General features: G+C 62.6%; 22 protein-coding genes. 4 read left to right on the forward strand and 18 right to left on the reverse strand.

Translation table 11 applies throughout. The features are described 5' to 3' along the window. Positions 1 to 50 precede the first annotated feature (50 nt). The 4 genes from CKW22_RS09635 to CKW22_RS09650 form a co-directional block, all read right to left on the reverse strand. The gene (locus CKW22_RS09635; RefSeq protein ID WP_047581425.1) at positions 51 to 2,897 is read right to left on the reverse strand and encodes a valine--tRNA ligase; all 2,847 of its coding nucleotides are present in this window, start codon (positions 2,895 to 2,897) and stop codon (positions 51 to 53) included. A gap of 146 nt (positions 2,898 to 3,043) precedes the next feature. Continuing rightward, complete coding sequence (locus CKW22_RS09640; protein WP_033701069.1) at positions 3,044 to 3,409, reverse strand: hypothetical protein; 366 nt, start codon at positions 3,407 to 3,409, stop codon at positions 3,044 to 3,046. Positions 3,410 to 3,414: 5 nt separating this feature from the next. Then, positions 3,415 to 3,843 carry a DNA polymerase III subunit chi gene (locus CKW22_RS09645; protein WP_047581428.1) on the reverse strand — a complete coding sequence of 143 codons (429 nt, stop codon included), beginning with the start codon at positions 3,841 to 3,843 and terminating at the stop codon, positions 3,415 to 3,417. 50 nt (positions 3,844 to 3,893) lie between these two features. Then, positions 3,894 to 5,387, reverse strand: coding sequence for a leucyl aminopeptidase (locus CKW22_RS09650; RefSeq protein WP_047581429.1), 1,494 nt, complete (start codon positions 5,385 to 5,387; stop codon positions 3,894 to 3,896). 301 nt (positions 5,388 to 5,688) lie between these two features. Between CKW22_RS09650 and lptF the strand changes: the two genes are divergently transcribed. Together lptF and lptG are read left to right on the forward strand one after the other, a co-directional pair. After that, complete coding sequence (gene lptF / locus CKW22_RS09660) at positions 5,689 to 6,804, forward strand: LPS export ABC transporter permease LptF (RefSeq protein WP_095064053.1); 1,116 nt, start codon at positions 5,689 to 5,691, stop codon at positions 6,802 to 6,804. Then, entirely contained in the window at positions 6,797 to 7,858 is a 1,062-nt protein-coding gene (gene lptG / locus CKW22_RS09665) for an LPS export ABC transporter permease LptG (protein WP_033701064.1), read from the forward strand. Before lptF ends, lptG begins: the two co-directional genes overlap by 8 nt. A gap of 43 nt (positions 7,859 to 7,901) precedes the next feature. On the opposite strand, the gene CKW22_RS09670 is transcribed toward lptG, so the two are convergent. The 12 genes from CKW22_RS09670 to CKW22_RS09725 form a co-directional block, all read right to left on the reverse strand. Continuing rightward, positions 7,902 to 8,390, reverse strand: a complete 489-nt coding sequence (locus CKW22_RS09670; protein WP_047581435.1) for an RDD family protein — start codon at positions 8,388 to 8,390, stop codon at positions 7,902 to 7,904. Positions 8,391 to 8,486: 96 nt separating this feature from the next. Further along, positions 8,487 to 8,699: a cold-shock protein gene (locus CKW22_RS09675; RefSeq protein WP_033701061.1), complete on the reverse strand. Its 213-nt coding sequence runs from the start codon at positions 8,697 to 8,699 to the stop codon at positions 8,487 to 8,489. A gap of 357 nt (positions 8,700 to 9,056) precedes the next feature. Further along, the gene (gcvT, locus tag CKW22_RS09680; RefSeq protein WP_047581437.1) at positions 9,057 to 10,178 is read right to left on the reverse strand and encodes a glycine cleavage system aminomethyltransferase GcvT; all 1,122 of its coding nucleotides are present in this window, start codon (positions 10,176 to 10,178) and stop codon (positions 9,057 to 9,059) included. Positions 10,179 to 10,205: 27 nt separating this feature from the next. After that, positions 10,206 to 11,582: an L-serine ammonia-lyase gene (locus tag CKW22_RS09685; RefSeq protein WP_033701059.1), complete on the reverse strand. Its 1,377-nt coding sequence runs from the start codon at positions 11,580 to 11,582 to the stop codon at positions 10,206 to 10,208. 62 nt (positions 11,583 to 11,644) lie between these two features. Beyond that, a complete protein-coding gene (gene gcvP / locus CKW22_RS09690; protein WP_095064054.1) occupies positions 11,645 to 14,500 on the reverse strand; it encodes an aminomethyl-transferring glycine dehydrogenase in 2,856 nt (951 codons plus the stop codon). 11 nt (positions 14,501 to 14,511) lie between these two features. Then, positions 14,512 to 14,895, reverse strand: a complete 384-nt coding sequence (gcvH, locus tag CKW22_RS09695) for a glycine cleavage system protein GcvH (protein WP_033701056.1) — start codon at positions 14,893 to 14,895, stop codon at positions 14,512 to 14,514. A 294-nt stretch (positions 14,896 to 15,189) separates the two neighbouring features. Then, the gene (locus CKW22_RS09700) at positions 15,190 to 16,383 is read right to left on the reverse strand and encodes a multidrug effflux MFS transporter (protein WP_033701055.1); all 1,194 of its coding nucleotides are present in this window, start codon (positions 16,381 to 16,383) and stop codon (positions 15,190 to 15,192) included. Positions 16,384 to 16,431: 48 nt separating this feature from the next. Beyond that, entirely contained in the window at positions 16,432 to 17,031 is a 600-nt protein-coding gene (locus CKW22_RS09705; RefSeq protein ID WP_050506133.1) for a thermostable hemolysin, read from the reverse strand. Positions 17,032 to 17,041: 10 nt separating this feature from the next. Then, positions 17,042 to 18,523 carry an AMP-binding protein gene (locus CKW22_RS09710; protein ID WP_095064055.1) on the reverse strand — a complete coding sequence of 494 codons (1,482 nt, stop codon included), beginning with the start codon at positions 18,521 to 18,523 and terminating at the stop codon, positions 17,042 to 17,044. Further along, positions 18,520 to 19,452, reverse strand: coding sequence for a TauD/TfdA family dioxygenase (locus tag CKW22_RS09715; RefSeq protein WP_095064056.1), 933 nt, complete (start codon positions 19,450 to 19,452; stop codon positions 18,520 to 18,522). The genes CKW22_RS09710 and CKW22_RS09715 overlap by 4 nt, the downstream gene beginning before the upstream one ends. 127 nt (positions 19,453 to 19,579) lie before the next feature. Then, positions 19,580 to 20,518, reverse strand: coding sequence for a LysR family transcriptional regulator (locus CKW22_RS09720; protein WP_033701053.1), 939 nt, complete (start codon positions 20,516 to 20,518; stop codon positions 19,580 to 19,582). Between the two features lie 25 nt (positions 20,519 to 20,543). Next, the gene (locus CKW22_RS09725; protein WP_033701052.1) at positions 20,544 to 21,050 is read right to left on the reverse strand and encodes a MarR family winged helix-turn-helix transcriptional regulator; all 507 of its coding nucleotides are present in this window, start codon (positions 21,048 to 21,050) and stop codon (positions 20,544 to 20,546) included. 122 nt (positions 21,051 to 21,172) lie between these two features. On the opposite strand from CKW22_RS09725, the gene CKW22_RS09730 reads away from it, so the two are divergent. Continuing rightward, entirely contained in the window at positions 21,173 to 21,985 is an 813-nt protein-coding gene (locus CKW22_RS09730; protein WP_047581442.1) for an alpha/beta fold hydrolase, read from the forward strand. Further along, positions 21,978 to 23,150: an MFS transporter gene (locus CKW22_RS09735; RefSeq protein WP_047581444.1), complete on the forward strand. Its 1,173-nt coding sequence runs from the start codon at positions 21,978 to 21,980 to the stop codon at positions 23,148 to 23,150. The genes CKW22_RS09730 and CKW22_RS09735 overlap by 8 nt, the downstream gene beginning before the upstream one ends. Before the next feature lie 85 nt (positions 23,151 to 23,235). Here the strand turns inward: CKW22_RS09735 and CKW22_RS09740 are convergent, their stop codons facing one another. Beyond that, positions 23,236 to 24,744, reverse strand: coding sequence for a sigma-54-dependent transcriptional regulator (locus CKW22_RS09740; protein ID WP_047581584.1), 1,509 nt, complete (start codon positions 24,742 to 24,744; stop codon positions 23,236 to 23,238). 99 nt (positions 24,745 to 24,843) lie between these two features. Continuing rightward, complete coding sequence (locus CKW22_RS09745) at positions 24,844 to 25,212, reverse strand: DUF5064 family protein (RefSeq protein ID WP_033701048.1); 369 nt, start codon at positions 25,210 to 25,212, stop codon at positions 24,844 to 24,846. Positions 25,213 to 25,261 lie beyond the last annotated feature (49 nt).

The raw sequence follows: 25,261 nt of genomic DNA on the forward strand, positions 1-25,261 counted from the left end.
CCTTGTGTCGCGAAAGGGCCGCAAAGCGGCCCCAGCGGTCTATCAGATTGTTACAGCGCAGCAATACGCGCATGCTGCTCGGTGAAGTTGGCCAGGGCCTGTTCGGACTCGGCCAGCTTGGCGCGTTCCTTTTCGATCACCGCAGGCGGTGCCTTGTCGACGAACGCCGCGTTGGACAGCTTGCCGCCGACGCGCTGGACTTCACCCTGCAGACGCTGGATCTCCTTGTTCAGGCGAGCCAGTTCGGCGTCCTTGTCGATCAGGCCGGCCATGGGCACCAGCACCTGCAGATCGCCCACCAGCGCGGTGGCCGACAGTGGCGCTTCGTCGGCATCGCCGAGCACGGTGAACGACTCGACCTTGGCCAGTTTCTTCAGCAGGGCTTCGTTTTCCTGCAGGCGACGCTGGTCATCGGCATTGGCGTTCTTCAGGAACAGTGGCAGCGGCTTGCCCGGGCCGATGTTCATTTCGGCGCGGATGTTGCGCAGGCCGACCATCAGTTCCTTGAGCCACTCGATGTCGCCTTCGGCGGCAGCATCGATGCGGCTTTCGTTGGCCACCGGCCACGGCTGCAGCATGATGGTCTTGCCCTTGACGCCGGCCAGCGGCGCGATGCGCTGCCAGATTTCTTCGGTGATGAACGGCATGAACGGGTGTGCCAGGCGCAGTGCCACTTCCAGCACACGCACCAGGGTGCGACGGGTGCCGCGGGCGCGCTCGACGGGGGCGTTCTCGTCCCACAGCACCGGCTTGGACAGCTCCAGGTACCAGTCGCAGTACTGGTTCCAGATGAATTCGTACAGGGCCTGGCTGGCCAGGTCGAAGCGGAACTGCTCGAGCTGGCGGGTCACTTCGGCTTCGGTACGCTGCAACTGCGAGATGATCCAGCGGTCGGCCAGCGAAAGCTCGCAGGCTTCGCCGTTCTGGCCGCAGTCCTCGCCCTTGTCCAGCACGTAGCGGGCGGCGTTCCAGATCTTGTTGCAGAAGTTGCGGTAGCCTTCGACGCGGCCCATGTCGAACTTGATGTCACGGCCGGTGGAGGCCAGCGAGCAGAAGGTGAAGCGCAGGGCATCGGTACCGTAGCTGGCGATGCCTTCAGGGAACTCGGCCTTGGTCTGCTTGGCGATCTTCTCGGCAAGCTTGGGCTGCATCATGCCGCTGGTGCGTTTTTCCAGCAGGGCGTCGAGGGTGATGCCGTCGACGATGTCCAGCGGGTCAAGGACGTTGCCCTTGGACTTGGACATCTTCTGGCCCTGGCCGTCCCGCACCAGGCCGTGTACGTACACGGTCTTGAACGGAACCTGCGGGGTGCCGTCCTCGTTCTTGATCAGGTGCATGGTCAGCATGATCATGCGCGCAACCCAGAAGAAGATGATGTCGAAGCCGGTCACCAGCACATCGGTGGAGTGGAACTTCTTGAGGAACTCGGTCTGTTCCGGCCAGCCCAGCGTGGAGAAGGTCCACAGGCCCGAGCTGAACCAGGTGTCCAGCACGTCATCGTCCTGACGCAGGGCAACGTCGGCGCCCAGGTTGTGCTTGGCACGTACTTCAGCCTCGTCGCGGCCGACATAGACCTGGCCGGCCTCGTCGTACCAGGCAGGGATGCGGTGGCCCCACCACAGCTGGCGGCTGATGCACCAGTCCTGGATGTCGCGCATCCAGGAGAAGTACATGTTTTCGTACTGTTTGGGCACGAACTGGATGCGGCCATCTTCCACGGCAGCGATGGCAGGCTCTGCCAGCGGCTTGGTGGAGACGTACCACTGGTCGGTCAGCCACGGTTCGATGACGGTGCCCGAACGGTCGCCTTTCGGCACTTTCAGGGCGTGGTCGTCGATGCTGACCAGCAGGCCCTGGGCGTCCAGGTCGGCGACGATCTGCTTGCGCGCGACAAAGCGGTCGAGGGTGGCGTACTGGGCGGGCAGGGTGGTGTCGACCTGCTCGTTGACGCTGCCGTCGAGGTTGAAGGCCTGGGCACTGGCCAGGACCATCGCATTCTTGTCGAAGATGTTCAGCAGCGGCAGGTTGTGGCGCTTGCCGACTTCGTAGTCGTTGAAGTCGTGAGCCGGGGTGATTTTCACACAGCCGGTGCCGAATTCAGGGTCGCAATAATCGTCGGCGATGATCGGGATGCGGCGGCCGACCAGCGGCAGCTCGACGAACTTGCCGATCAGGGCCTGGTAGCGTTCGTCGGTCGGGTTGACCGCGACAGCCGCATCACCCAGCAGGGTTTCCGGACGCGTGGTGGCAACCACCAGGTAGTCCTTGCCCTCGGCGGTCTTGGCGCCGTCGGCCAGCGGGTAGCGCAGGTTCCACAGGTGGCCCTTCTCGTCGTGGTTTTCCACTTCGAGGTCGGAGATTGCCGTGTGCAGCTTGGTGTCCCAGTTGACCAGGCGCTTGCCGCGGTAGATCAGGCCGTCTTCGTGCAGGCGCACGAAGGCTTCCTTGACCGCTTCGGACAGGCCATCGTCCATGGTGAAGCGTTCACGGCTCCAATCGACCGACGAGCCCAGGCGGCGGATCTGACGGCTGATGTTGCCGCCGGACTGATCCTTCCACTCCCAGACTTTTTCCAGGAACTGTTCGCGGCCCAGGTCATGACGGCTCTGGCCTTTGGCTTCGAGCTGACGCTCGACCAGCATCTGCGTGGCGATACCGGCGTGGTCGGTACCCGGCTGCCACAGGGTGTCGCGACCCTGCATGCGGCGGAAGCGGATCAGGGCGTCCATGATCGCGTTGTTGAACCCATGGCCCATGTGCAGGCTGCCGGTGACGTTCGGCGGTGGGATCATGATGGTGTAGGACTCGCCTGCACCTTGTGGAGCGAAATAGTTCTCGGACTCCCAGGTGTTGTACCAGGAAGTTTCGATGGCGTGCGGCTGGTAGGTCTTATCCATGCGCGGCGGGACCCTGTGCATTTATTCGGGAAAGCCGGGAAGTATAACCAAGGTGGGGGCCGCAGGCGACACGCGGCTGTCATCTGCAGGCGGGCGGTGGTTACTTCGCGGGTAAAACCGCGAAGAGGGGCCTGCGCGGGGCCGGTTTACTCGGAGCGCTTGATCAATCGTTCGATGCGCGCATCCAGCCGACGCTTGATCTCGTTCTCGATGTGCGGGGTGAAGTCATTGATCACGTCTTGCATGATCGCCTGCGCTGCCGCGCGCAACTCGCTTTCCAGGTGCAACAGGGTGTCCTGGCGGCGGGTTTGCGAATCTTCCTCAGGTTCAGCGACGGCAGGCGCGACGGCAGGTGCGGCATTGCCGCCAGGCTCGTCTAGCAACAACGGGATCTGTTCCACCGTCTCGGTCAGCAGCGGCGGTTGCAGGTCAGCGTCGCCCAGCAGTTGGCGGATCGACTCGAGGTCATCGAGCAGGTGGGCGGAGTCGGGCAAAGGGGAGGGCTTGTCCATCGTCGTCAAAGTCGCTGTAAGCGGTGGTCTTGCAGAGCATAGCCCTGTTCACGGTAGAAACGGAACCGCTCACGGGCCGATTGGCGGATGCTCGGTTCCTCGACGACGATTTCGGCAACCCGTTCGAACTGCCCTACGAACGCGGGTACGCCAGCACCCAGGTTGATCAGCAGGTCGCGGTGTTGCCCGGCATCCTCGCCAAGCCCTAAGGCCACGGTGGCATCAGCGTGCAGCTCCGCCAGGTCGTGGGGCACGAAAGCCTCGCCTTTGAAGTGCCATAGACGTTGGTCCAGTTCGCTGCGCTGCTCGGCGTCCTGGCAATGCAAGTAGACCCGGTGGCCGAGGCGCCAGGCTTTGTCGCACAACTTGCAGGCGAAATCGAGCCGCGCCGACAAGGAATCGGTGGGCAGGATGTAGAAATCGACTTTGCTCATGGTGGGGTCTGCCGGCCGGTGGCGCGCATGGCGCCACCGGTCTCACGGCATCAGGCGCCAGCGCGATCGAGCAGATACTGGGTCAGCAGCGGGACCGGGCGGCCAGTGGCGCCCTTGTCCTTGCCACCGCTGATCCAGGCGGTGCCCGCGATGTCCATGTGCGCCCAGTTGTAGGCCTTGGCGAAGCGCGACAGGAAGCAGCCCGCCGTGATGGTGCCGGCCTTCGGCCCACCGATGTTGCCCATGTCGGCGAACGGGCTGTCCAGTTGCTCCTGGTACTCGTCGAACAGCGGCAACTGCCAGGCGCGGTCGTCGGCGCGCTTGCCGGCATCGAGCAACTGGCCGACCAGGTCGTCGTTGTTGCCCATCAGGCCCGAGGTGTGGCTGCCCAGGGCAACGATGCAAGCACCGGTCAGGGTGGCGATGTCGATCACCGCCTGGGGCTTGAAGCGTTCGGCGTAGGTCAGGGTATCGCACAGCACCAGACGGCCTTCGGCATCGGTGTTGAGGATTTCGACGGTCTGGCCGCTCATGGTGGTGACGATGTCACCTGGGCGGGTAGCACCGCCGCTCGGCATGTTTTCGGCGCAGGCCAGCAGGCACACCAGGTTGATCGGCAGTTGCAGTTCGAGTACCGCACGCAGGGTGCCGAACACACTGGCGGCGCCGCACATGTCGTACTTCATTTCGTCCATGCCGGCGCCTGGCTTGAGGCTGATGCCGCCGGTGTCGAAGGTGATGCCCTTGCCCACCAGCACGAACGGCTTGTCAGCCTTCTTGGCGCCCTGGTAGTTGAGCACGATCAGGCGTGGCGGCTGGTCGCTGCCCTGGCCCACGGCGTAGAACGCGCCCATGCCCAGGTCCTTGATCTTCTTCTCGTCGAGCACTTCGACCTTGAGGCCTTTGTGTGCCTTGCCCAGTTCCTTGGCCTGCTCGGCGAGGAAGCTTGGGTGGCACAAGTTGGGCGGCAGGTTGCCCAGGTCGCGGGTGAAGGCCATGCCGGTGGCGATGGCAGTGGCGTGCTTGACGGCGCGCTCGACCTCGGCCAGGCCCGCCTTGTCGGCTAGCAGGGTGACCTTTTTCAGGGCACGTGGCTCGGCCTTCTGGCTTTTGAAACGGTCGAACACGTACTCGCCGTCGAGCAGGGTCTCGGCCAGCAGGCGGTATTTGCCGTAGTGGGCGTCGCGGTTGCTGACGGCGACATCGTCCAGGGCAAGTACGGCGTCACCACCGTTCAGGCCTTTGAGCACGCCGGCGACACTGCCGACCAGCTTGCGCCAGGCGCGATCGCCCAGGGCTTCGTCCTTGCCGCTGCCAACCAGCAGCACACGCTCGGCCTTCAGGCCCGGCAGGCTCTGCAGCAGCAGGGTCTGGCCCGGCTTGCCGGCCAGGTCGCCACGCTTGAGCACGGCGCTGATGGCACCTTCGCAGGCTTGGTCGACGGCCTTGGCAACAGCGCCGAGCTTGCGGCCTTCACCAACTGGTACGACCAGAGTGGCGGTTTTTACCGATGCAGCAGCTACGCTTTTTACAACCAGTTCCATGTCAGGGTCCCCGAATGATCGATACAGTTGGCGCTTTGTGTTCCAGCGCTCTGGGCGGGCCAGGCCGCGTGGTCGCGTACCCGTGGAAAAGCTGCCAGTTTGAGCCTGCGGCAAGGCTGCTGACAACCCTGTTTTGCGGCTTCATGCGCGGCCAAGTGACAGGGGCGGTCAATCACAGGATAATGCGCGCACTTTACATGGAGGTTCGCCTATGGCGAACCGGCATTGGTCTTGGCTGTACTAAGTCATTGTTTGGCGCCATTGTTTGGCAGTCCGCCCTGACAACCCAGGAGTGTCTGGTTTGATCGTCTTTCGTTATCTCTCCCGCGAGGTCCTGGTGACCTTGAGCGCCGTCAGCGCAGTGCTGCTGGTGATCATCATGAGCGGGCGCTTCATCAAGTACCTGGCCCAGGCCGCCCAGGGCGTGCTCGACCCGAGCGTGCTGTTCCTGATCATGGGCTTCCGCCTGCCGGGCTTCTTGCAGCTGATCCTGCCGTTGGGGCTGTTTCTCGGCATCCTCCTGGCGTATGGCCGCTTGTACCTGGAAAGCGAGATGACCGTGCTTTCGGCCACGGGCATGAGCCAGCAGCGCCTGCTTGGCATGACCATGGCGCCGGCTGCCCTGGTCGCCTTGCTGGTCGCCTGGCTGAGCCTGAGCCTGGCGCCGCTGGGCGTTGCCCAGGTGCAGCAGATCATCAGCCAGCAGGATGCCCTGACCGAGTTCGATACCCTGGTGCCGGGGCGCTTCCAGACCCTGCGCGATGGCTCGCGGGTGACCTACACCGAAGAGCTGTCGGACGATCGCGTCAACCTGGCCGGGGTGTTCATCTCCGAAAAGCGCTTCAACCAGGACAAGACCAAGGACCGGGCGCCGTCCGTGCTGGTTTCCGAAAAAGGCCACCAGGAAATCCAGGCCGACGGCAACCGCTACCTGATTCTCGAAAACGGCTACCGCTACGACGGCAACCCGGGCCAGGCCGATTACCGTGCGATCAAGTACGACACCTACGGTGTACTGCTGCCCAAGCCTGAAGTCAGCGAAGAAGTGACCGAGCGTGAGGCCATCCCCACCTCGCAGCTGATCGGCCAGAAGGGCTTGCGCGAACGTGCCGAGCTGCAATGGCGGCTGTCGTTGCCGATTCTGGTCTTCGTCGTGACCCTGCTGGCGGTGCCGCTGTCGCGGGTCAACCCGCGCCAGGGCCGCTTCCTCAAATTGCTGCCGGCGATTCTTCTGTACATGGCCTACCTGACAATGCTGATTTCCGTACGCGGCGCCCTCGAGAAGGGCAAACTGCCGATCGCCCTGGGCATGTGGTGGGTGCACGGGCTGTTCCTGCTGATCGGCCTTGGGCTGATGTACTGGGAGCCGCTGCGCCTGAAGCGCGCCGCACGTCGTGCGGAGGTGGCCCATGGGTAAGCTGGATCGTTACATCGGCCAAAGCGTGCTGATGGCCATTCTGGCCGTGCTGGGGATCATCCTCGGCCTGGCCTCGCTGTTCGCCTTCATCGATGAGATGAGCGACCTGAGCGACACCTACACGGTCATGGAAGCGGGCAACTTCGTGCTGCTGACCGCACCCCGGCGCTTGTATGAAATGCTGCCGATGGCGGCGCTGATCGGTTGCCTGATCGGCCTGGGCAGCCTGGCCAGCAGCAGCGAACTGACCATCATGCGTGCGGCGGGGGTTTCCATCGGCCGCATCGTCTGGGCGGTGATGAAGCCGATGCTGGTGCTGATGCTGGTGGGTGTGCTGATTGGCGAGTACGTGGCGCCGGTTACCGAAAACAAGGCCCAGGCAGACCGTTCGCTGGCTCAGGGCGGTGGTGAAGCGCAGAGCTCCAAGCGGGGTATGTGGCACCGCCAGGGCGAGGAGTTCGTGCACATCAACGCCGTGCAGCCCAATGGCCTGTTGCTGGGCGTGACCCGCTACCGCTTCGACGACGAGCGCAAGATCGTCACTTCCAGCTTTGCCCGTCGGGCGCAGTACAACGACGACCACTGGCTGCTAAGCGATGTGCGCACCACGTATTTCCGTGGCGACCACACCGAAGTGGTGACGACGCCGCAAGAGCGCTGGGACGTTTCGGTCACGCCGCAACTGCTCAATACCGTGATCCTGGCCCCGGAGTCGCTGTCGATCACCGGGCTTTGGGATTACATCCACTACCTGTCGGACCAGGGCTTGAACAACGCCCGCTACTGGCTGGCGTTCTGGACCAAGGTGCTGCAGCCTGCGGTAACCGCAGCGCTGGTGTTGATGGCTATTTCCTTCATCTTCGGCCCGCTGCGTTCTGTAACCTTGGGCCAGCGGGTGTTCACCGGCGTGCTGGTGGGCTTCGTGTTCCGCATCGCCCAGGACTTGCTTGGCCCTTCAAGCCAGGTGTTCGGCTTCCCGCCGCTGCTGGCAGTGGTGATACCGGCCGCGGTGTGTGCACTGGCAGGGGTGTGGTTACTACGCCGAGCAGGTTGATGACCTGAACGATGCACACAAGCCGACCTCAGGGTCGGCTTTTTCATTTCTTCTGCTTGGGTACCCGCACCAGCTGGGTCTCGGAATAGATGTCATGCCAGCCGCGTTTGCGCTTGTCGATCAACGCCCAGAAAAACCCCAGGCCCAGGCACAGCCACGAAGCGATCGAGACCACGAAGCGCAACAGCGCCTGCCACAGGCTGATGGCACTGCCATCGGCGTTCTGCACGCGCACGCCCCATACCTGCATGCCCAGTGTCTGCCCGCCATGGGTCCAGAACTTGGCAAAGAAACCGAATAGCGCGAACAGCAGGATCGTCGACAACAGCGGGTCGCCATCCAGCGCACCAGCGTCGGTCAGCGCACGCATGCGGGCCTCACCGATGATTGCCATCTGGATCATCTTGTACGCGCCCGCCGTCACGATCACCAGGGCAGTGCACAGCAGGAAGTCATAGAACATCGCCGCCAGGCGGCGGCCTAGCCCGGCAGGTGGAAAGTTACCCTGAGGCATGAGGGGGGGCTTGGACATTGCGCAGCAGCTCCAGATGGCAAAGGCTCATTCTAGGGAACTGCAGGCAAAAAAAAGCCCCTGCGCGTCAACGCAAGGGCTCTTTTTTATGGATTATCAGGCTTCTGGCTGGACTTCGTCAGCCTGCATGCCTTTTTGGCCCTGAACGGCTACGAAGGTAACCTTCTGGCCTTCTTTCAGGCTTTTGAAGCCGTTGCCCTGAATGGCACGGAAGTGCACGAACAGATCCGGACCGCTCTCTGGGGTGATGAAACCGTAACCTTTCTCGTCATTGAACCACTTGACGGTACCGTTCTGACGCTGTGCCATTTTCTTATTTCCTATGAATCTATTAATTTGATAACAGTGACTTTCATGTCGAATTGGCATGAAAGCTTACTGGGCTGGGTTGCTGGAAAGTAAGAGACGTCGAACGGGTTGTAGCAGATCGCGGCTACTGGCCCAGGTCACGAACTGTTGCGACCCATGCAAACACAGTGCAGTGACTCTACGCCAACTCCCGAGAAAAAAACAAGCCCTTGCTCGTCTGCAAAAACGGGCTTTCGCCGATAGCCGAACGATTTGTCGGAAACGGCATGGCGCCTGGGCTGGCGCCATGTTCATTCGTTATTGAACAGGTTCGAAATCGAATATGACAAACCTGTTCAAACACTTCACGTCTTGCTTTCAGCCGCGGTAGTAACGTTGTGCCACGAAAGGCATTTTGCTGACTTTCAAGGCCACCTTCTTGCCGCGTACAAGTGCAAACAGTGGTGTGTCTAGTGCGGTATGTTCGCTGTCGATATAGCCCATTGCGACAGGGGCGCCGAGTGTTGGGCCAAAGCCACCGCTGCATACTTCGCCCACTGGCTGGTCGGCTGCATCGACGATCGGTGCACCTTCACGTACCGGCGTGCGTTCCTGCGGCAGCAGGCCGACGCGCTTGCGTGCTACGCCCTGTTGCTGTTGCGCGAAGATCGCCTCGGCACCCGGGAAACCACCGGCGCGGGCACCGTCGGCGCGGCGCACTTTCGAGATGGCCCACAGCAGGCTGGCCTCGATCGGCGTGGTTGCGGTGTTCATGTCGTGGCCGTACAGGCACAGGCCGGCTTCCAGGCGCAGCGAGTCACGCGCCCCCAGGCCGATCGGTTGCACCTCTGGCTCGGCCAGCAGGCGTCTGGCCAGCGCATCGGCGGCATTGGCCGGCACCGAGATCTCGTAACCGTCCTCACCGGTATAGCCCGAGCGGCTGACGTAGCAGGCTTCACCCAGCAAGGTCACCGGGCGGAACTGCATGAAAGTCATGCCGGCCACTTCCGGGGCCAGGCGCTCCAGCACCTTGACCGCAGCCGGCCCTTGCAGGGCCAGCAGGGCGCGGGCCTCGAACAGCGGCTCAATCTCGCAGCGGCTGCCGATGTGTTTTTGCAGGTGGGCCAGGTCCTGGTCCTTGCAGGCGGCGTTGACCACCAGGAACAGCACGTCGTCACCGAGGTTGGCGACCATCAGGTCGTCGAGGATGCCGCCTTGCTCGTTGGTGAACATGGCATAGCGCTGCGTGCCCACTGGCAGGTCGACGATATCCACCGGCACCAGGCTTTCCAGTGCCTGGGCCGCATCGCTGCCACGCAGGATGATCTGGCCCATGTGCGAGACGTCGAACAGGCCGGCCTGCTCACGGGTGTGCAGGTGCTCTTTGAGCACGCCCAGCGGGTACTGCACCGGCATGTCATAGCCGGCAAACGGCACCATGCGCGCACCCAGCTCCAGGTGCAGGGCGTGCAGCGGGGTCTTGAGCAGTGTTTCGGACATCGGTGACTCCTTGGTGTTGTTATCGGGTCAACATTCGATGATGTTGACGGCCAGACCGCCGCGGGCGGTCTCCTTGTATTTGCTTTTCATGTCGGCGCCGGTCTGGCGCATGGTGCGGATAACCTTGTCGAGCGACACGAAGTGCTGCCCGTCGCCGCGCAAGGCCATGCGCACGGCGTTGATCGCCTTCACCGAGCCCATCGCGTTGCGCTCGATGCAGGGCACCTGGACCAGCCCGCCGATTGGGTCGCAGGTCAGGCCCAGGTTGTGTTCCATGCCGATCTCGGCGGCGTTCTCCACCTGTTGCACGGTACCGCCCATGACTTCGCACAGGGCCCCGGCAGCCATCGAGCAGGCCACGCCGACCTCGCCCTGGCAGCCGACTTCGGCACCCGAGATGGAGGCGTTTTCCTTGTAGAGGATGCCGATTGCCGCCGCCGTGAGCAGAAAGCGCACCACGCCGTCTTCGCTGGCGCCTGGGACGAAGCGCATGTAGTAGTGCAGTACCGCCGGGACGATGCCCGCTGCACCGTTGGTCGGCGCAGTGACCACGCGCCCGCCGTAGGCATTTTCCTCGTTGACCGCCAGGGCATAGAGGTTCACCCAGTCCAGCACCGACAGGGCATCGCGCAGGCTGGCTTCCGGGTGTTGGCTGAGCTGGCGGTACAACGCCGGGGCCCGGCGCTTGACCTTGAGCCCGCCTGGCAGAATGCCCTCATGCCGGTAACCGGCCTCGACGCAATCCTGCATCACCTGCCAGATCCGCAGCAGGCCGGCGCGGGTTTCGGCCTCGGGGCGCCAGGCCGCCTCATTGGCCAGCATCACCTGGCTCACCGACAGATGGTGTGCAGTGCAGTGCCCGAGCAATTGCTTGGCGGTTGTGAACGGGTAGGTGAGTACCGTGCTGTCCTCGACGATGCGGTCGTGCCCCGCAGCCTCTTCGTCGACCACGAAACCGCCGCCCACCGAGTAGTACTCGCGGCTGCGAATTTGCAAACCGGCACTGTCCAAGGCGCGGAAGATCATGCCGTTGGGGTGATAGGCCAGTGGCTTGCGGATCATCGCCAGGTGCTGTTTTTCGATGAAGTCGATTTCGTGCTCGCCGAGCAGGCGCAGGCGGCCGCTGTCACGGATCGCCTGCAGGCGGGCGGGGATGGATTCGGTGTCGACGGTATCGGGGTGCTCGCCTTCCAGGCCAAGCAATACCGCCTTGTCGCTGCCGTGGCCCTTGCCGGTGGCGCCGAGTGAGCCATACAGCTCGGCCTTGACGCTGACCGTGTCGGCCAGCAGGCCGTCGCGGCGCAGGCCTTCGGCGAAGCGTGCAGCGGCGCGCATGGGGCCGACCGTGTGGGAGCTGGAGGGGCCGATGCCGATCTTGAACAGGTCGAAGACGCTCAGTGACATGGTGGTGCCTCCTTTTGAACTTTTTGGGGCCGCGCGGCGGCCCCAAAGTTCTACAGACCGCCTCAGGCGTCCTGATAGCTCTCGATCGACGGGCAGGCGCAGACCAGGTTACGGTCGCCGAACACGTTGTCGACCCGGCCGACCGGTGGCCAGTACTTGCTTTGCACCAGGCTCGGCAGCGGGTACACAGCCTGCTCGCGGCTGTAGCCATGGGCCCAATCGCCAACCAGTTCCGCTGCGGTGTGCGGGGCGTTTTTCAGCGGGTTGTCGTCCTTGTCCAGGCTGCCGTTTTCCACGGCGCGAATTTCTTCGCGGATCTGGATCATCGCGTCGCAGAAGCGGTCCAGCTCTTCCTTGGCCTCGCTTTCGGTCGGCTCGATCATCAGCGTGCCGGCCACCGGGAAGGACATGGTCGGGGCGTGGAAGCCAAAGTCGATCAGGCGCTTGGCCACGTCGTCGACGCTGATGCCGCTGGTGTCCTTGAGCGGGCGCAGGTCGAGGATGCACTCGTGGGCGACCAGGCCATTACCACCGGTGTACAGAACAGGATAGTGCTCTTCCAGGCGGCGGGCGATGTAATTGGCGTTGAGGATCGCCATTTGCGAGGCGCGCTTGAGGCCGGCACCGCCCATCATGCGGATGTACATCCAGGTGATCGGCAGGATGCTGGCGCTGCCGAACGGCGCGGCGCACACCGCGCCCTGCGGGTTCTCCAGCTGCGCATGGCCCGGCAGGAAGGGCGCCAGGTGCGACTTGACGCCGATCGGGCCGACGCCCGGGCCGCCACCGCCGTGGGGGATGCAGAAGGTCTTGTGCAGGTTCAGGTGCGAAACGTCGCCACCGAACTTGCCCGGGGCGCACAGGCCGACCATGGCGTTCATGTTGGCGCCGTCGATGTAAACCTGGCCGCCGTTGTCGTGGATGATCGCGCAGATTTCGCCAATCGCTTCCTCGAACACGCCGTGGGTCGACGGGTAGGTGATCATGATAGCGGCCAGGCGCTCGCGGTGTTCGATGGCCTTGGCCCGCAGGTCCTCGACATCGACGTTGCCACGGGCATCACAGGCGGTGACCACCACACGCATGCCCGCCATGTTGGCGGTCGCCGGGTTGGTGCCGTGGGCCGAGGACGGGATCAGGCAGATGTCGCGATGGGCTTCGCCGCGGCTGCGGTGGTAGGCGCGGATGGCCAGCAGGCCAGCGTACTCGCCCTGGGAGCCGGCGTTGGGTTGCAGCGACACCGCGTCGTAGCCGGTGGCGGCGCACAGCATGGCTTCCAGCTCGGTGGTCATCTGCAGGTAACCCTGGCTCTGTTCGGCCGGGGCGAACGGGTGCAGGTTGCCGAACTCGGCCCAGGTGACCGGGATCATTTCACTGGCAGCGTTGAGCTTCATGGTGCACGAGCCCAGCGGGATCATGCTGCGGTCCAGCGCCAGGTCCTTGTCGGCCAGGCGGCGCAGGTAACGCATCAGCTCGGTTTCGCTGTGGTAGCGGTTGAACACCGGGTGTTCGAGGATCGCCGACTGGCGCAGCAGGCCGGCAGGCAGCAGCGAGCCGGTGCTGGCGGCGAGGGTGGCGAAATCGGGTTGCGGCTGGTCGCCGGCCAGCAGTTGCCACAGCGCTTCAACGTCCGCCTGGGCGGTGGTTTCGTCGAGCGACAGGCCGACATGGCCCGCATCGACCTGGCGCAGGTTGATGCGCTGGGTACGGGCCTTCGCGTGCAGGCTGGCGGTGGCTTCGCCGGTTGCCAGGGTCAGGGTATCGAACGCGCTCTGGCCGACGACCTGGATGCCCATGGCCTTGAGGCCGGCGGCGAGGATGGCGGTCAGTGCGTGGGTGCGTTGGGCGATGCGCTTGAGGCCGTCGGGGCCGTGGTACACGGCGAACATGCTGGCGATGTTGGCCAGCAGCACCTGGGCGGTGCAGATGTTGCTGGTGGCCTTTTCGCGGCGGATGTGCTGCTCGCGGGTTTGCATGGCCAGGCGCAGGGCGGTCTTGCCGAAGCGGTCGATCGACACGCCTACCAGGCGGCCCGGCATGTCGCGCTTGAAGGCATCACGGGTGGCGAAGTAGGCCGCGTGCGGGCCACCGAAGCCCAGGGGCACGCCGAAGCGCTGGGCGCTGCCGATGGCCACGTCGGCCTCGAACTCGCCCGGCGGGGTCAGCAGGGTCAGGGCCAGCAGGTCGGCCGCCACGGCCACCAGGGCGTTGGCCGCGTGCAGGCGCTGGACCAGTTCGCGGTAGTCGAACACTTCACCGTTGCTGGCCGGGTACTGCAGCAGTGCGCCGAAGAAGGCGCTGACATCGGTCAGCTCGCGTTCGTCGCCGACCACCACGTCGATGCCCAGCGGCTCGGCACGGGTGCGCAGCACGTCAAGGGTTTGCGGGTGGCAGTGCACCGACGCAAAGAAGGCATGGCTGCCCTTGTTCTTCGACAGGCGTTTGCAGAAGGTCATGGCCTCGGCAGCGGCGGTGGCTTCGTCGAGCAGCGAGGCGTTGGCGATCGGCAGGCCGGTCAGGTCGCTGATCAGGGTCTGGAAGTTCAGCAGCGCTTCCAGGCGGCCTTGGGAAATCTCGGGCTGGTAAGGGGTGTAGGCGGTGTACCAGGCGGGGTTTTCCAGCAGGTTGCGCAGGATCGGTGCCGGGGTGTGGGTGTTGTAGTAACCCTGGCCGATGTAGCTCTTGAACAGCTGGTTGGTGCCGGCGATGGCTTTCAGCGCCGCGAGGGCGTCGGCTTCGCTCTGGCCATCTTCAGCGCCGAGCACGCTGGTGCCCTTGATGCTGTCGGGGATGACCGCAGCGGTCATGGCGTCCAGCGAGTCGAAGCCCAGGCTGGCGAGCATGGCCTGTTCGTCAGCGGCGCGTGGGCCGATGTGGCGGGCGATGAATTCGTTGGCGGTGCCGAGGTTGATGGTCATGGTGTGGTTCCTCAGGCGTCGTCGTTGGCTTTGATCAGGCGGTCGTAGGCGTCCTGGTCGAGCAGGGCGGTCACTTCGCTCATGTCGGCCGGGATGAAGCGGAAGAACCAGCCTTCGCCCATCGGGTCTTCGTTGACCAGCTCAGGGCTGTCCTCGAGCCCTTGGTTGACGGCGACTACTTCACCGGTCAGTGGCATGTACACGCCGCTGGCGGCCTTGACCGATTCGACGGTGGAGGCTTCGGTAGCTTTTTCGTAATGCTGCAGCTCCGGCAGTTGCACGAAAACCACATCGCCGAGGGCGTTCTGGGCGAAGGCGGTGATGCCCACGGTGACGCTGCCGTCGGCTTCAACGCGCAGCCATTCGTGATCTTCGGTGAAACGCAACTCGCTCATGGGAAATCCTCGAAAGCAGGGCGGTAGGCGTGGTTAGCCACGCACTTGTTGGATTTCCTGTAGCAAAAATGTGGCCAATAAAATAAAACGCTTATAAATCAATGGCTTGATAAATATTCTAAAGCCTGTTGAAAATAGGGATGGAATGAAATCGATACAGAACATCCACGGCCCAAATCGCTAGTCGTGGCAAACCCTTGCAGATACACAACGGAGTAGGGGTGTATTGATTTCAATACGATGTATTGAAATCAATACGGTTACATCATCCAAGCCTGTCGGGCTACACCTGGCTCAGGCTGGCGACGCTTGACGCTGTTGCAGGCGCACCGTCAGCATCCCCGACAGCGAGATCAGCCAGAGCACCGCGAACACGCCCGCGATCGCCAGGTTCGACGCCAAGGGCAGCGCACTGACGATACCCGAAGCCAGCGACCCGAATACCAGCATCAGGCAGCCCTGCAGGCTGGCCGCCACCCCTGCGCGGTCGGGGAAGAGGGACATGGAGCGGGCCATGGCGTTGGAGAAGATAAAGCCCTGGCCGAACGCGACAAGCATGATGCCACCCAGGATGCTGACCAGGTTCAACCCAGCAGGCATGGCGGCGATGCTCAACACGCCGAGCAGGAACAGCAGCATGCCCGTCCACATCAACGTGGCCGCCTGGACCCTGCGGATCAACGCGCGATTGACCAGCGTCCCAACCAGATAGCAACTGCCCACCGCCAGTGCCGTAGTGCCGAAGTATTGTGCGTCGTGGCCCAGCCGCTCCTGGACGATATGCGGGCCGATCACGTTCCACAGCAAAAACGCCGAGAAACTCGCGCCCAGTACAATTACCGACGAGCGAAAGCGCCCGTCAGCCAGGATGCACCGGTAGCCAACCAGGGTTTGCATGGCACTGCGACGGGCAGTGGCGGGCAGCGATTCCTTGAGCCCGGCCAAAACGAACGCCATCACGATCACGGCATAGACCGCATACAGGACGAAATTGTAGCGCCAGCCCAGGTAGACCTCGATCATGCCGCCCACATACGGTGCGATGACGGGCCCGAGGCCGAACGCCAGGCTCAGATAGATAATGGCCACATAGAAGCGCGGGCCCTTGACGATATCGACCAGCAAGGCACGGGCAACCACTTGGCATGCACCAATCGCAAAACCTTGCAGTGCGCGCGCCACCAAGAGCATTTCGATGGAGGTCGAGAAGGTGGCCAGCAGGCTGCCGCTGAGGAACAGCGCCAGGCCCAGGATTACCGCCGGCCGGCGCCCGCGCGCATCGGTCATGATGCCGAAAAACAGCTGGCCAATGGCGTAGAACAGCAAGGTGATGGTGATGGTGTTCTGCATGAGCGACGGGCTGGCGCCCAGCTCATGGCCGATTGACGGCATGCTGGGCGCATACAGGTCGATGGCGATCCCCCCGACGCTATTGATCAGGGGAGCAAGGAACACGATGAAATTCTCGTAACGCTTGCTTGTGTTCATGGTTACCTCCAGTGCTCCGGGCACGGCCATGCCCGGAGCCAGATGTGGTCAGGCGGATGCCTGGCAGGTGAAATGCGGCTGGCTCAGCGCCAGGGCGGGGGCATTGCCCCAGGTACTCGGCGCAGACAGGCGCGAAGCCACCACCCGTGGTCCGTGGTCGTAGTAGTTGCCCCAATTGACGCCAGGGTCCCTGAGCCTGTTGCGGTCGGCACCGCCCAGGTCCTCGAGGGTGTCTACGAGGGGGATCAGCAACTGCCGCACCTGCTCGGTGGCGGTCAGCACCACCAAGCCGAAATTTCGCAGGGCCAGTGTCTTGATCACGTTGTTGAGCAGGTACTTCCCGGCCCCGCTACCGCTATGAAACGAGGCGAACGCGCCAACTTCGGCAATGCGTGCCCGATCGATGTGGTAGCGCTCATCCAGGCTCTGGTCCAGGTAGTACTCGCTGAACAGCTTGCCGGAATCGCCGTAGCTGATCCCCGCACAGGCATAACCTGGGGCCCCACCGTTGGCGCCGGTCAGGCAGACGAACAGATCGGGCTGTGGCTCTGGCGTCGCGCCATAGTGCTTGAGGTAGTGGGCACGTACCGCTTCCTGCAGGCATCGGTAGCCAGGTCGGCCTTTGTAGAAATTACGCACGATGTACATGGTGGCTTCCTCAGGCGTACATCTGGTCGATGAACCGGGCTTCGATCTCGGCCCTGCGTGGCCGCCCCGTGACCGTGTAGAACTGATCACGGAAGGTGGCGATGTCAGCGATGACGCGAATCTGCCTGACCCTGGCAAAGTCGGCGAGCCGGTGCTCCAGGCGCGCCATTTCCTGGCGGACCGAGTCTGCGCAGGCGCTGCTCAAGACGATGGCGCAGGGCTCGTCCTTGCCTTCACCCATGACGATCATGTCGTCTACCAGGGCGCTCTCCTTGTAGACGTTCTCGACCCACTCGGGCGAGATGTTGCGTGCGGTAGACAGGATGATCACGTGCTTCTTGCGGCCGGTGATGTACAGAAAGCCGTCGCGAAATTCGGCGATATCGCCGGTATGCAGATAACCGTCGGACAGGTCGCAGGCTGTATCGTCGGCGTTGTAGTAACCGGCACAGAGGGTCGGCGTGCGGACCAGCAGTTCACCGTCGACCAGCTTGGGTTCGATACCATCGAGCAAGGTGCCTGCCGACCCGATACGCCGTTGCGCCGGTGAGTTGAGCGAAATGATCGAAGAGTTCTCGCTCAGGCCATAGGCTTCGAACACCTGTACGCCGTGCGCCTCCAGGGCTTCCAGGACCGTCACCGGAATTTTCGCGCCGCCGGTGATGATGTGCGGGCGTTGTGGCCCGAACAGTTCCTCGACCGAGCAGTGCTCGAGCAGCAGGTTGGCCTCTTCCAGTAGCTTGGGCGGCAGGTACAGGAAGTTCGGCTGGTTGGGCGCAATCAGCTGCAGGTACTGCCGTGCGTTGCCGCTGGCTGCGCCGTATTCGGTCATGCCTTCGGGCATGAGGGTCAACGTGCCGCCCGAAAGAATCGGGATGAACACCCCCAGCACCTGCTCGATCAGCAAACTCATGGGGACGATCGAGAAGTAGTGCAGCGGCTGTTGTGGCAGACGCTTCATCACGTTATCGACCAGCAGCCCGACTGCCTCGTCGCGGATCATCACCCCTTTGGGTTTGGAGGTGGTGCCCGACGTGTGGATGATCGAAACAATCCCGTCCGGGATGAGCTCGTCCTCCTGGCGCCACTCGTCACCGATGGTGTCGTGCATGAGTTGCGCGGGGATGAAGCACGCCTTGTCCGGCAGAATAGCGTGCAGGCGGCCGGCGGTTTGCTCATCGCTGACGAACACTGCCGCCGCTTTGCCCAGTAGGCTGCCGATCTGGTCGTCGGAAAATTCGATGGGCACCGGCAGCAACACACCGCCTACTTTTTGGATCGCCAACAAGGTGTACACCCACTCGTAGCAAGAGCGCATGGCGATGCCAAACACTTTGCGTTCGCAGCGGCCAACCCGCCCTTCCAGTGCACTGGCCAGTCGCATCACGTCACGGCGTAACTCGTGCAAGGTGTAGGCGCGACCGTTCATTTCCTTGATCACTACGCGGTCTGGGGTGGCGGCCAGGTAGTCCTGCATTTTTTGGCTGATCATTGGCCGATACCTCCAATGCGATAGCTTTGCGCGCCGAATATGCGCCGAGAGGGGTCATCCAGGCGCCGGCGCCCGTGCATCACGCGCGTGTTGTCGATTACCACCAGGTCGCCCTTCTGCCAGAAGTGGCTATACGTATTGCGGGCGGTCACTTCTTTGACCTCGTCCCATATATCCAGGGCGATATCCTCGCCATCGGCCCAGGTGATAAGCGGCGGTTCATAGTTGACGCTGGGGCCGAGCATTGAATTGCAAAACGCTTGCTTGCCGCTGAAGCAACTGGTTTCAACCGCCGAGATAATCAGTTCGGACGCAATCAGGTTCTGATCGATGCGGCGATAGGTTTGGCCACTGACCTGTTGATTGACTTGGTGCAAGTGCTCGTCGGTGATGTCATCGATGGGCAGTTGCAGTTCAATGCTCAGAAAACGTTTTACATTGTTCCAGGGGATGCGCCGGCTGTAACGAATCTCGCGGTTCTCAAAACACTTTCGGGTTTTCGCAGACAAGTCGAACAGTACGCGTTGGCCGTCGCACAAGGTCGTTTCAGAGCCCACTGCTGCAGGCTCCAGGCAGTAGAACCACTGCAGGTCGGGGTTGAATGGCAAGTTACCGTTCTCACGGTGCAGCCCCATTTCATTCACACCGGCCTCGATTTCTGCCGTGTTGGCCGTAGCGGCTTTGCGGGCAGGGTCGAATGTCACGCGAGCGGAATGCGCGCTGACGAAATCGTTGAAGTCCGGCAGTGTATCGGCAAAGTCGCGGTAGATAATGGCGCCACTGTGGGCGAGGTCTTCATAGAGTGTCGCACTGTTGATCGAATCGCCTACCCGCAGGGCGCGGTCGACGGCATAGATACATTCGAAACCGTAGCACGGTGTCGGTTGTCGATAGAACGGAAACACCGTGGATTGTACGTGCGCCAGCATGACTTATTCCTCCTTGAACTGTGGGTCAGGTAGAACATCGCTACCCGATAACCTCACAGTAAGTGAAAAGAACAAGCTGCTGGTTTTAAGAAATTTAAACGCCCTGGGAAAATTTAATAAAGCGGGGTCATCGTTCCGTCAACAGCGTTTGCGCCACCGCTTCGACCAGTGCGCGCAGGCTGGAAATATCCTTGCTGTCGCTGCGATCGCGCGACCAGATCATGTCGAGGGTGAAACTGGGGAAGCCCAGCGGCGGTGTGCAGACCTTCAGCCCAGGTGCGATGCGCAGGTGCGGCAACAGGCGTGCGGGCAGTGCCACCGTGGCTGGCACGGCGGCCACAATATTCACGCAGGCCTGATAACCATTGGCGCGCACCAGCACGTTGCGTGATCGGCCAACCTTGTCCAGCCAGCTGTCGACCATGTTCTTTTCCGATATCCACGGTGTCGGGAACACATGGGGCGAAGCACAGAACTCGTCCAGGCTCATGGCCTCTTCACTGGCCAGCATGCCTTGGCTGGTCACGCACACGAAATCATCACTGAGCACCGGTTGCCATTGCAGCTCGGGGTGCATCTGGTGATAGCCCGGGCCGAAGCCGATGGCAATGTCGATGTCGCCTGAAATCAGCCGGTCCACCGGCAGGTCACGGCTTAAGCGATCGAGGTGCAGCGAGGTATTGCCGTGTGTACGTGACAGTACCGCCAGCGCCTGCGGCAAGAAGGAAAGTTCGAAATACTCGGGCGCGCAGATGCGCCAGATCTTGCGCTGTGCTTGTGGCGAGGCGCTGCTGTCGTCCTCGGCGCAGCGGTTTACGGACTCGACCACCACGCGAAGGTACGGCGCAATCTTTTCCGCTTTGGTGGTGGGTTTCAACACCCCTTGCGAAGACGAGAACAGGGTGTCGTCGAAGCACCCGCGCAGGCGCTTCAGGCAATAACTGACGGTGGGCTGGCTGATATTCATCAATTCGGCAGTCCGCTTGGCGCTGCGCAGTTCGAGCAGGTTGATGAACACCACGATGTCCTGCAGATCCAATTGCTTCAGGTAATTGCTGTGAAGCATGAAAATTCCTCCTGAATTTTCCAGTTCATTGCCTGGGCGCACCCTCACCTGGCAGATGAGCGAGCATTTGCTTCAACAACTGCGCGAATAGTTCACGCTGCTCGGCGCTCAGGGGGGCCAGTACCAGCTCCTGGATCTCAGTATGGGTAAGGACTGCCTTATCAATCAATGCCTTGCCCTGTGCTGTGAGGGCCACTTGGGAGCTGCGCTTGTCTTGATTGTCGGCAATGCGCTCGACCATCCCGGCGCTTTCCAGTCTCGTCAAGCGGTTGGTCATCGCGCCGGACGTTATCAGCAACGAGCGATACAGCTCGGTTGGCGTCAGGCGGTAGGGGGCCCCTGCACGGCGCAAGGTTGCCAGGACGTCGAATTCGCCCTCTTTGAAGCCATACTGCGCCAGGGCTTCTGCACGCATGCGCTCCAGGTGCTTGCTGATACGCGCCATTCGGCCAAAGATTTCCATGGAGGAAACATCCACGGAAGGCATCGCCTGCGCCCACTGCGCGACGACGAAATCGACATGATCGTTCATTGCTGCACTCATCGTTGAACCTGGAAATGTTTAACCAACGCACCTTCTGAACCCCCGCGCCTTTTAACAATCTTAACGTTAAGTTATCTTGGCGCGATGAAGCTCAAGGATCAGGAGGCAGCATGGCTTTTTTCATACATGGACAGCACCGTCACTATTATCATGACACCGGCTCTGGCAGCCCTGTGCTCCTGCTGCATGGCTTTGCCAACAGCGGCAGGGCGTGGATGCCGCAGCTCAGCGCGCTGCTTGGCCTCGGGCACCGTGTCATCGTACCCGACCTGCTAGGGCACGGTGCATCCAGTGATGCCCCCGAAGGCATCACCGCCCATGCCCAAGCTTTGGAAATACTGGCGCTGCTGGACCACCTCGGGCTCGACAGCGTCCAGCTGATCGGCTTGTCCCTGGGGGGCATGGTGGCCCTTGAGATGGCCTGTCATGCCCCGCACGCAGTAGAGAAACTGATCGTTGCCGGCACGTTCGCCAGCATGAACACTGCACATCGCAAGGGACTGCTCAGCGAGTGGGCGGCCGCCTTGGGCAAGCAGGATGGTTGCCTTAAACACTTCAAGTCGAGCTGGCCCGCATTGGTCGGTGCGGACTTCGCCGCCTCGCCCCGTGGTCAGCGGCTTTACCAGGCGTGGCACGCCCAGGCCGCGCAGTTACGGGCGCACAACCAGATCCGCTGGTGCGAGGGCATGAAGCAGTACGACCTGACTGGCGATTTGCAACGCATTCAGGCCGCCACACTGGTACTCGCCGCAGAATTTGACCCGATCAGCCCGAGCGCCGAAGCCGAAGCCATCTGCAACAATATCGGTCACGCTCGCCTGGCCACCCTCGCGGGCGAGGGGCACGTATTCAACATACCGCTCGCACAGGCATTCAACCAGGCAACCGGTGCGTTCCTGCAGGAGCCCCTCCATCATGACTGATACCCCCAACAAAGCCTGCGTCGGGTTGCTGGCGATACTGATCGGCTTGAACCTGCGCCCGGTCATGGCTGCCATCGGCCCGCTGCTGCAATTGCTGCAGCACGACCTGGGGCTGAGCAACACCCAAGCCGGCCTGCTGACGACCTTGCCGGTGATGATGATGGGCGTGTTCGCGTTGTCCGGCCCCTGGCTGCTGCGTCTGGTCGGTGAGACCAAGGGCGTGGCTGCAGGCATTGTGCTGATTGCGCTGAGCTGCGCTGCACGCGCCTACGTCAGCACTGCCGAAGCGCTCATCGCCACAGCGGCACTGGGTGGTATCGGCATTGCGATCATTCAGGCGCTGATGCCGGCGTTCCTCAAGGGCAGCCATCCGCAAAGTGCTGGCATGCTGATGGGCTTGTTCACCACCGGTATCATGGCGGGCGCCGCGTTGGCCGCCGCCACGGCAGCACCTGGCGCCGGCCTGTTCGGCTGGCAACTGTCGTTGGGCTACGCTGCCGTCCCGGCATTGGTTGCCCTGATCGTCTGGCTGCTGCTAGCGCGTGGTACCCCTGGCAGACAGGTGTCGGCCACATTGCCCTACCGTAGCGCGCGGGCCTGGTTGCTGTTGCTGTTCTTCGGCATTGGCACAGGTGCCTACACCTTGGTGCTGGCCTGGTTGCCGCCGTTCTACATCGAGTTGGGGTGGACAGCAGCCGAGGCGGGTTACCTGCTGGGGGCATTGACTGTCACCGAAGTGCTCGCCGGCTTGCTCGTGTCATCCTTGATCCAGCGCTTTGCGGATCGCAGATACCTCTTGGTGTGGGTCATTTTGCTATTGATAGCAGGGTTGGCCTGCCTGATGGTCGCGCCGGTAGCGTTGGCGGCCTTGGCCACAGTGTGTCTGGGCCTGGGCATTGGGGCGCTTTTCCCACTCTCGTTGATCGTTGCCATGGACCACGCGGATTCACCGGCCAAGGCTGGCGCGCTGTTGGCGTTCGTGCAAGGTGGTGGGTACCTGATTGCCGCCAGCATGCCACTGCTCGCCGGTATCGTGCGTGACCAGCTCAGCTCATTGCACTGGGCTTGGGCGGTGATGATGATCGGCGCCTTCGTGCTGCTGGGGTTGAGCACACTGTTGCGTCCGCCGTTGCGGCACAAAGAAGCCATGGTTCGTCAGGCTTGAATCGGCAAGGCTGACGCGCCTATTCCGGTTACCGAGCGTGCGTGCCAGTTCGGCCGCACGCATGCCGCTGATTTTTCAACAAATCTTATGATTTTCCCGATATGCCGTACTTGCGCAGCCGCTGTGCAATGGCGGTGTGTGAAGTTTGCAGCCTGCCGGCCAACTGCCGTGTCGACGGATAGCTGGCATACAAACGCTGCAACAGCTCCCGTTCGAAGTCCGCCACGGCCTGCTCCAGGCTCGCCACTTCGCCATCCTGGCCACGGGCCACCGAGGTGCCGGCGATGTCCAGGTCGCCAATGTCCACCAGGTTGCTCTCGCAAATGGCCGCCGCGCGGAAAATCACGTTCTGCAATTGCCGCACGTTGCCTGGCCAAGGGTTGGCCAGCAGCGCCGAATGGGTGGCCGGGGTCAGGCGGCAAGCTGGGCGCTGAATCTGTGTGCAGGCCTGCTGCATGAAGAAATGCGCCAGCATCAGGATGTCCTGGCCACGGTCACGCAAGGGCGGCACTTGCAGGTTGAGCACGTTGAGGCGGTAGAACAAATCTTCACGGAAGGTGCCTTCGGCCACCATGTGCTCCAGGTCGCGGTGGGTAGCGCTGATGATGCGCACATCCACCTTCACCTCACGGTCACCACCCACGCGGCGGAAGCTGCCGTCGCTGAGAAAACGCAGCAATTTGGCCTGCAGGTACGGCGACATTTCGCCGATTTCGTCGAGAAACACCGTGCCTTGGTTGGCCAGCTCCATCAACCCGGGTTTACCACCCCGTTGCGCGCCGGTAAAGGCGCCTGGGGCATAGCCGAACAGCTCGCTTTCGGCCAGGCTCTCGGGCAGCGCGGCGCAGTTCAGGGCCAGGAACGGCGCAGTGTGGCGGCTGCTGATGGCATGGCAGGCACGGGCCACCAGCTCTTTGCCGGTGCCGGTCTCGCCGTGTACCAGCAAGGGCGCATCCAGGGCGGCCACACGCAATGCGCGGGCCTTGAGGGTACGGATGGCCGGTGATTCGCCGAGCAGCGCGTCGAACCCTTCAGCATGGTCATGGTGCAACGCCGAAAGGCGTTCCCCCATGCGCGTAGGTGGGTACAGGGTCAGCAGGCCGCCGGCGTTGGTGATGGGCGTGGCGTCGAGCAACAGGCTCTGGCCGTTGAGCTGCATTTCGCGCATCGGCAGGTGGAAATTGTTGTCCTGCAGGGCCTGCAGCAGGCCGTTGTCGCCGAACAGTTCGCCCACCGAGCGCCCGGCCGATTCGCGCCCGCACAGGGCAATCAGCGCCGGGTTGGCCAGCAACACCAGGCCTGCGCTGTCCACGGCCAGTACCGGGTCGCTCATCGCCGCGAGCAGAGCATCGAGCTGCAGGTGGCGGCGTTGGCCCGGGAGGATGTCGACCACATCCACCGACTGCACGCCTTGCACGTCGAACAAAGCGTCGTGCAGCTCTTCGAGCACGGCGGGGCTGAGGGTTGGGGCGTCGATGTAGACGTTCGGCGGGACCATCTCCACGGCGTCCAGGTTGAGGTGGCGGGCACCGAGCAGGGCGAGGACTTCCTGGGTGATGCCGACGCGGTCGATGAAGCTGACGTGGATGCGCATGGGGAGGCGGTTGGTCATGGCCGGGGAGGGCCGTAGTATGCCTTGATAGGTGGGCTTGGCCCAACACTGCCGGGGCTGCACAGCAGCCCCAGTTCATTGTTACTCCAGATGTTCAGGCTTGATCGGGTCGCCCGACTTCACTTCGAGTTTTTCGCGAATATCGCTGAACATGAAGTCATAGATCTTGTGCGGTGACCCCAGGTTCTCGAATTTCTTCGGCGGGGCCAGGTAGGACTGGGCCTTGCGGGTCAACAGCATGAGGAAACTGGGCAGCACTTGGTCCTTGGCCAGGAAGAACTTTTCGTCCACCGTCTTGCCTTCGATGCTGCCATGCATGTGGAACTGAATGCCTCTGCCTTCCTTGGGATCCGACGCTGCCTCGTATTCGATGTTCAGGTCATAGCTGTGGTCATTGGTGTTCAGCGCGCTGCGCTCGATGTGTACATGACCAGGGTGGTACTGGGCCATGGCAAGCTCCTTTGGAAGGTCGAAAATGGCGGACGCCAGGCGCCCGCCC

Source organism: Pseudomonas sp. Irchel s3f19, assembly GCF_900187555.1.
In the GTDB taxonomy this organism is placed as follows: domain Bacteria; phylum Pseudomonadota; class Gammaproteobacteria; order Pseudomonadales; family Pseudomonadaceae; genus Aquipseudomonas; species Aquipseudomonas capeferrum.